At 34.4% G+C, this 7,293-nt stretch carries 7 protein-coding genes and 1 pseudogene (1 of these 8 running past the window's edge); 3 read left to right on the top strand and 5 right to left on the bottom strand.

Features of this window, described 5'->3' with window-relative positions:
- Positions 1 to 239 precede the first annotated feature (239 nt).
- Positions 240 to 1,667 carry a hypothetical protein gene (locus tag A2255_07820; GenBank protein ID OGI20976.1) on the bottom strand — a complete coding sequence of 476 codons (1,428 nt, stop codon included), beginning with the start codon at positions 1,665 to 1,667 and terminating at the stop codon, positions 240 to 242.
- Between the two features lie 145 nt (positions 1,668 to 1,812).
- On the opposite strand from A2255_07820, the gene A2255_07815 reads away from it, so the two are divergent.
- From A2255_07815 to A2255_07805, 3 genes are all read left to right on the top strand, one after another.
- A complete protein-coding gene (locus A2255_07815; GenBank protein ID OGI20975.1) occupies positions 1,813 to 2,580 on the top strand; it encodes a cobalamin biosynthesis protein CbiM in 768 nt (255 codons plus the stop codon).
- A 2-nt stretch (positions 2,581 to 2,582) separates the two neighbouring features.
- The gene (locus A2255_07810; protein ID OGI20974.1) at positions 2,583 to 2,855 is read left to right on the top strand and encodes a cobalt ABC transporter substrate-binding protein CbiN; all 273 of its coding nucleotides are present in this window, start codon (positions 2,583 to 2,585) and stop codon (positions 2,853 to 2,855) included.
- 200 nt (positions 2,856 to 3,055) lie between these two features.
- Positions 3,056 to 3,487, top strand: coding sequence for a hypothetical protein (locus A2255_07805; protein ID OGI20973.1), 432 nt, complete (start codon positions 3,056 to 3,058; stop codon positions 3,485 to 3,487).
- A gap of 48 nt (positions 3,488 to 3,535) precedes the next feature.
- On the opposite strand, the gene A2255_07800 is transcribed toward A2255_07805, so the two are convergent.
- The 4 genes and pseudogenes from A2255_07800 to A2255_07785 form a co-directional block, all read right to left on the bottom strand.
- Positions 3,536 to 3,868 (bottom strand): hypothetical protein, encoded by a 333-nt coding sequence (locus A2255_07800; GenBank protein ID OGI20972.1) that lies wholly within the window; start codon positions 3,866 to 3,868, stop codon positions 3,536 to 3,538.
- 18 nt (positions 3,869 to 3,886) lie between these two features.
- Positions 3,887 to 5,170, bottom strand: coding sequence for a glutamate-1-semialdehyde-2,1-aminomutase (locus A2255_07795; protein OGI20971.1), 1,284 nt, complete (start codon positions 5,168 to 5,170; stop codon positions 3,887 to 3,889).
- A complete protein-coding gene (locus A2255_07790; GenBank protein ID OGI20970.1) occupies positions 5,157 to 6,137 on the bottom strand; it encodes a delta-aminolevulinic acid dehydratase in 981 nt (326 codons plus the stop codon). The genes A2255_07795 and A2255_07790 overlap by 14 nt, the downstream gene beginning before the upstream one ends.
- 1 nt (position 6,138) lies before the next feature.
- Positions 6,139 to 7,293, bottom strand: a pseudogene (locus A2255_07785) (hypothetical protein) (it continues 287 nt past the right edge of the window).

Genomic DNA, 7,293 nt, shown 5'->3' with positions numbered 1-7,293 from the left:
TCCACCTATTTTTTGGCCTAACTTTAAAATTAAGACGAAGAAATTTTTTGTTTGTTACTTAATATGTTAAAAGCAACCCCCTGTCATTGCGAGGGCTTTAGCCCGTGGCAATCCATACAATACACTATTTAAGCCTTAAAATTAACATTAAAATTGTACATTGACAAGATCCTCACGTCGCTTTGCTCCTCAGGATGACAGTTCGGGAAATTATAACATATTATTTGTAGATCTATACACTAGAAAGTTATCTTTGTTCTAATACCAAATGCAACTGCGTCTCTTTCTGTTCCACTTGGATTATAAATATATTGTAAATCTGGCTGGATTGCTAACCAAGGAGTAATCTGAAACTTATGGAAAAATTCTAGCACTGTTTCACCGGTTGTACGATCTACACGTTCTGTATTTCTTCCAAATCTTGCAAAAGCAGTTCCAATTCCAGTCATATCATTATTACGAGTTGTAAATAATCCTTTATAACTCAGTCCAATGCCATAATACTCTGCTATCTGGTTTTTCTCTTGAGGAGCCCAGCCATATTGGCCAAATACTGCTAACCCTTGATCGTCTTCTAAATCTTTCTGTTCTTTAAAAATTAGCTGTTCTGCTCCAAAATAAATCCCTGCGTTACTAGTATATGTTCTAACTGGATCATCTAAGGTTATTTCATCAACATCACCGCTATGATGCCAGAATCCTGCCTGATACTTGCCAGGATATTGCTTTTGAGAACCAAAAGCTGGTTTCAGGTTAACTTCTACTACAGTTACACCACCACCATCATTATCAAAAGCAGTATCAAAACCGGATGTCCCACCTTTAGCAGCTCCATCGTAAAAACCAGCACCAATAGAAATTAAGTCTATAGGTTCAATAAATGTTGCAACACCAAGTCCAGGATTTGGGAAGGTTGGAATTGGCACTGTAGGAATCAGACCAAATGATGAGTTAATATGATCTCCTGCATAATCCAATGCGCAGAAATCTTCATTTGCATCCTGTTTACCAAGCTTAACTCTAAACCTGTTATCAAATAATCCTTGCTCATACCAGTATTCACTAATATGAGTATAACTTTTACCAGGATCTATGTTACTGAGGGTTTGGATATCATTTATATAGCGATCTGTTATGCCATTACCATGGTTTTGTTGAAAATATACAAAGAATTTACCACCACGCCAGAGTTTCATTTTTTCTGTCTCTAATTCAAGAGTAACATCGAGGTTACCAAAATAGTCTACTGGAACTCTATCGCGTAAATTCATAAAGGGTTCCATTGTATACTCTGTTTGTAGATTTATTCCATTTTCTTCAAGTTTAGTGCGTAATCCACCCCAATCCCCTGTAGCATAATCACCGGTCACCCAGGATTTTAAAGGTGTTTTTGGGGTTTCTTCTGCCTGCTTAACTCCACCTTTTAACTCTAATACAGGAATAATATGCTTATCTTTCTGAATTTTACTTTCTTCTGTACCCACTGCAGGTTTTTCAGAATTCTGCTCATCAACTACATTTGGGCCTTCATTTAAAGCCAGACTTTCCTGAGTTTTTGTTTTTAGATTATTTTCATCTAATTCACTACTTTGTGCACAATTTTTAGAATTCAACAAACAAACTGCCAAAAACAATAAGATTGTAAACTTAAATGAACTCTTTAACACCAGATAAATCTCCTTTTTAACCTAATTCATATTAAATCATATTTTTTAAAAGTTGATAACATATTTTTTGATATAGACAATTCTAACAAATTTTCATATAATAATGCAAGTGATTTGCATTATTAAAATATGGAGTGTGATTAAGATGTTAAAAAAGTTTGAAAATCTCCTGGTAATACTCGTTACTATATTACTATTATCGCCCCAATATGCCTCAGCCATGCACATTATGGAAGGATTTTTACCTATTAAATGGAGTATCTTCTGGGGGGCAATGACATTACCGTTTTTGCTTATAGGAATCAAATCAATACAAAAAAATGTCAATCTTAACCCAAAACTTAAAATGCTTCTAGCATTAGCAGGAGCATTTGCTTTCGTGCTTTCTGCCCTCAAATTACCTTCTGTAACCGGGAGCTGCTCTCATCCTACAGGAGTTGGCCTTGGGTCTATTTTATTTGGCCCAACTGCAATGACAGTATTAGGCAGTATAGTTTTACTGTTTCAAGCATTATTACTAGCTCATGGAGGGATTACAACATTAGGTGCTAATGCTTTTTCTATGGCCATAGTAGGTCCTTTCGTTGCATTTGGAATCTATAAGCTTCTTAATAAATTTAATAGTCCTAAATGGTTATCAGTATTCTTAGCTGCATCATTAGGAAATTTACTGACTTATATAACCACATCGGTTCAATTAGCATTGGCATTCCCTTCTCCTACAGGTGGATTTGAATTTTCTTTGTTAAAATTCATGAGCGTTTTTGCTTTAACTCAAATTCCACTTGCTATTAGTGAAGGTTTACTTACTGTATTAATTTTCAATTTCCTTACTACGTATAATTTCAACGAATTAAAAGAGCTCAATGTCTTAACCAATGACAAAACTAGCCCAATATCAGAGGAGGCATAATAATGAATAAGACTAAAAATATTATTTTAGCCATTCTAGTTATCTTAATTACAGCTATTCCATTGTTTATAGTTCAAAATGGGGAATTTACAGGAGCTGATGGCAAGGCAGAAGAACTAATTACAGCAATTAGCAGCAATTATAAACCCTGGATTGAACCTTTATGGGAGCCGCCAAGCGGTGAAGTAGAAAGCTTGCTATTTACTCTTCAAGCCGCTATTGGGGCAAGTTTTATCGGTTACTTTATTGGCCTTGCGCATGGAAGGAAAAAATAAGTAAATAACAACACTTTTCCAGATATAGTTATAAAAGAAGCTCTTTTAAAAGAGCTTCTTTTATAATCTTAATTCTTGATATTTATTATCAAATATGAAATTTAATCTATATTTTAATTTAATTAATCAGTAGAATATAAAACAATAATTTTTTTGAATTATAATATATTAGGTCATATTGAGCAGAGGATAATTTCAACTTGAATACAGACAAATTATACAAAAATGCTCTAAAAGGATGCAGAAATACTAAACATAGACAGGAAATCATAGAAACATTAAAGCTTTTTGAGGTACCAGCTACCGCTGAAGATATTTATGCAATGTTTAAATACTTAAAATCATCAATTTCAATGTCTACTATCTATAGAAACCTTGAAATGTTAACTGATAAAGGAATTGTCATCAAAACGATTATGATGGATGACAACAAAGCCAGATATGAATTAAATAGAGAAGTGGATAAACACTATATTATTTGTGTAAAATGCAATAAAATTTTCCCAATAGATCACTGTCCTATAGATAAAATAGATAAAAATTTACTCAATTCTACTGGCTTTGAGATAACAGGTCATAAATTTGAAATTTACGGTTACTGTCCTGATTGCAAAAAACAGAAACCAGAATAAGTATTAATTTGAATCCCCTGAAAATCTCAGGGGATTTTTGTTGTATTCTTAGCTCACATACTTCTGATGAATATATGCTCCAATTCCAAGGCAAATAAAACTTATACCTAATACCAGATAAAAATTCCAGCCTTTTTTAAATAGAAATATGGCAGGAATAAAGAATAATAAAGTAGGAAAAATTCCCCAAAAAATTGCTCTGGTAAAGTCTGATAACAGAGCTAAATCTTTCTTTTCATAATATAGCCAGAAAAGTGAAAGTAAAGTTGTTATTGGCATAGCTGCAATTAAACCGCCTAAAGAAGTATGTCTTTTAGCAATTTCAGTTACCAGAACGATAACTAAGGCAGTGATAAGAACTTTAATTATGATAAAAGCCATTTTATAATTCCTTAATCATTAGACAGCTAATGCTTTTCTGTTTGCCTGAATAGTTCTCTCAATATCCTCATCTGTATGGGCATAAGAAATAAAGAAAGCTTCAAACTGTGCTGGAGGTAGATAAATTCCCTGCTCTAGCATAGATTTAAAGTATTCAGCATATTTTTTAGTATCAGATTTTGTTGCTGTATTATAATCATAAACTTTTTCTTTTGAGAAAAATAAGGTTATCATAGAACCAACACGATTGACAGTAGCTTCTACTCCTAATTCACCTATATTTTTCTCAATTCCTTCCTGAAGTTTTTTTGCTTTTTCTTCCACATTCTTGTAAATTTCAGGGTTATCTCTAAGAGTTTTTAGCATAGTTAATCCTGCACTCATAGCAACAGGATTTCCCGATAATGTTCCTGCCTGATAAACAGGGCCAACAGGAGAAATTTTTTCCATTATTTCTCTTTTACCACCGTAAGCACCAACAGGCAAACCACCGCCTATAATCTTTCCAAAGCAGGTAAGATCAGGAGTTACTCTATATAAACTTTGAGCACAATTTATTGATACCCTAAAACCTGTCATAACCTCGTCAAAAATCAGCAGACTACCATATCTCTGAGTGATTTCACGTAAGAAATCAATAAATTCCTGAGAAGCAGGCACAACTCCCATATTACCTACAATTGGTTCTAATATAACAGCTGCAATTTCTTTACCATGAACATCAAAAAGCTTTTGTACCGATTCAACACTGTTATAATCAGCTATTAAAGTATGCTTAATTACATCCTCAGGAATACCTGGACTGCTTGGAACTCCATGAGTCAAAGCACCTGAACCTGCCTGGATTAAGAAACTATCGGCATGTCCATGGTAATTTCCTGCAAATTTAACTATTTTATCTTTACCAGTATAACCCCTAGCAAGACGAATGGCACTCATAGTGGCTTCAGTACCGGAATTAACCATCCTAACCATTTCAACCGAAGGCACTAATTCAGTAATTAACTTAGCCATTTCAACTTCTAAAGCTGTGGGGGCACCAAAGCCTATAGCAATATCAATCTGTTCTTTTAGAGCATTTTTAACACGTTCATCGCCATGCCCTAGCATCATAGGACCCCAAGAGCTAACAAAATCAATATATTCATTACCATCTTCATCGTATATTTTACTACCCTGTCCTCTAACCATAAAAGGAGGAGTAGTTCCAATACTGCCAAATGCTCTTACGGGACTGTTTACACCACCCGGAATATATTTTTTAGCTTCTTCAAATAAAGCCTTTGATTTATCTAGTCTCATAATTGCCTCTCAACCATCGTGCTACATCTTTTGCAAAATAAGTTATGATTAAATCCGCCCCTGAGCGCTTAATTCCTGTTAAAGCTTCAAGAACAGCACTTTTTTCATCTAATAAATTTTGTCCCGCTGCTGATTTTATCATTGCGTATTCACCACTTACATTATAAGCAGCTATAGGACAATCAAAATTTTGTTTAAGCCTGTAAATTACATCCTGATAAGACATAGCAGGCTTAACCATTAAAATATCTGCACCTTCAAGCAAATCCGCTTCTGCTTCTCTAATTGCTTCATTAGTATTAGCCGAATCCATCTGATAGCTCTTTCTGTCTCCTGATTTTGGAGAAGAATCAGCTACTTCTCTAAATGGCCCATAGAAACTTGAAGCGTATTTAACACTATAAGACATAATTGGGATATATTCATATCCTTCAAGATCGAGTAAATCTCTAATAGCTGCTATACGACCATCCATCATATCAGATGGAGCTACCATATCAGCCCCTGCTTTTACGTGGGATAAAGCAGTTTTAGCTATTAGTTCTACAGAAGGATCATTGAGAACAACTCCATTTTCAAGAACTCCACAATGACCGTGAGAAGTATACTGACAGAGGCATACGTCCGTAATAACCACTAATTGAGGGTGTTTTTGCTTAATTTTGCGAACACCTTTTTGTACAATTCCATCTTCATCGTATGCACTGCTTGCTAGATCATCTTTATATGCAGGTAAGCCAAATAATAATACTGCCGGTATTCCAAGGCTGACGATTTCATCTAATTCCTCGTCGAGCTTATCTATAGACAAATGATACTGCCCTTTTAAAGCAGAGATTTCTTTTTTTATACCGTTTCCCTCAACTAAAAACAGAGGATAAATAAGATTTTCAATTTGTAAATGAGTTTCTCTCACCATACTACGGATTCCAGGGTTTATCCTTAATCTTCGACCTCTATGAATCATATTATTTCTCCATTAATAAACTCACTAATCCGTCAATAGTATATTTTTTAGCCATTTTAATTGATTTTAGCCCATTTTCTCGTGCCGTATCTAATGTGATTGGGCCAATACAAGCAATTTCTTTATTATCTAATAGATGCAAGTTCTCTCTACCTAATATTTGAATGAAATTTGTCACTGTAGAAGAACTAGCAAAGGTAATTGTATCTACTTTATCAAGAATATCTTTTAATTCTTCAGCTGATCTATTAGGCAGCACTGTTTTGTATAGAGGCACAACATCAACTACAGCACACATTTCTTTTAATTGATCAGGTAATATTTCTCTGGCCACATCAGCTCTTGGTATTAATACTTTATCTCCAGCTTTGATTCTTTCTTTCAATCCTTCAACCAGAGCCTCTGCAACATATTCATGCGGAGTAAAATCAACCTTTAAATAGTAATTTTCAAGAGCCTGCCTAGTTGCTTCACCAATAGCACAAAGTTTAGCCTGTCCAATAGTTCTTATATCTTTATCATTAGACTTTAATTTCTCAAAGAATATTTCAACTCCATTAACACTGGTAAATATTACCCATTGATAATTATTTAAACTGTCAAACATTTGTTTTAACTGACTATCATTATCATTTGACTGAATTTCTATAGTCGGAAACTCTATAGCCCTGCCACCAGCTTCTTCTATTTTTTTCACCAATGCACTTGCCTGATGTCTGGCTCTTGTCACAAGAATTTTTCTGCCAAATAAAGGCTTATTTTCAAACCAATTTAAGGATTCTCTAAGATTTATAACATCTCCAACCACAATAATAGCCGGATAGGTAATATTATCAAGTTTTTGTTCTATATTATCCAGTGTTCCTACAGCAACTTTCTGCTCTGATGTAGTTCCTTTTGATACAACAGCCGCTGGAGTGTCGGAAGATTTACCATATTTCAGTAATTGTGAGCAAATTTTTCCTAGATTGTTCAATCCCATTAAGAAGACCAGAGTTCCTTTTAATTGCGCTAAAGCTTGATAATCAACTGATTCTTCTTCTTTGGTTGGGTCTTCATGCCCAGTAATTACGTGAAATGATGTGCTAATTGCACGGTGAGTAATAGGAATTCCTGCATAAGCAAGAGCTGCTATAGAAGAAGAAATACCCGGTAC

The sequence above is a fragment of the Candidatus Melainabacteria bacterium RIFOXYA2_FULL_32_9 genome (genome assembly GCA_001784615.1).
Taxonomy (GTDB): domain Bacteria; phylum Cyanobacteriota; class Vampirovibrionia; order Gastranaerophilales; family UBA9579; genus UBA9579.
The sequence above is the reverse complement of the archived record's forward strand: the minus strand, read 5'-3'. Positions and strand labels throughout refer to the sequence as shown.

Coding starts and splice junctions, on each gene's coding strand:
- A2255_07810 (OGI20974.1), top strand. CDS start 2,583: ATGAATAAGACTAAAAATATTATTTTAGCCATTCTAGTTATCTTAATT.
- A2255_07795 (OGI20971.1), bottom strand. CDS start 5,170: ATGAGACTAGATAAATCAAAGGCTTTATTTGAAGAAGCTAAAAAATAT.
- A2255_07800 (OGI20972.1), bottom strand. CDS start 3,868: ATGGCTTTTATCATAATTAAAGTTCTTATCACTGCCTTAGTTATCGTT.
- A2255_07790 (OGI20970.1), bottom strand. CDS start 6,137: ATGATTCATAGAGGTCGAAGATTAAGGATAAACCCTGGAATCCGTAGT.
- A2255_07815 (OGI20975.1), top strand. CDS start 1,813: ATGTTAAAAAAGTTTGAAAATCTCCTGGTAATACTCGTTACTATATTA.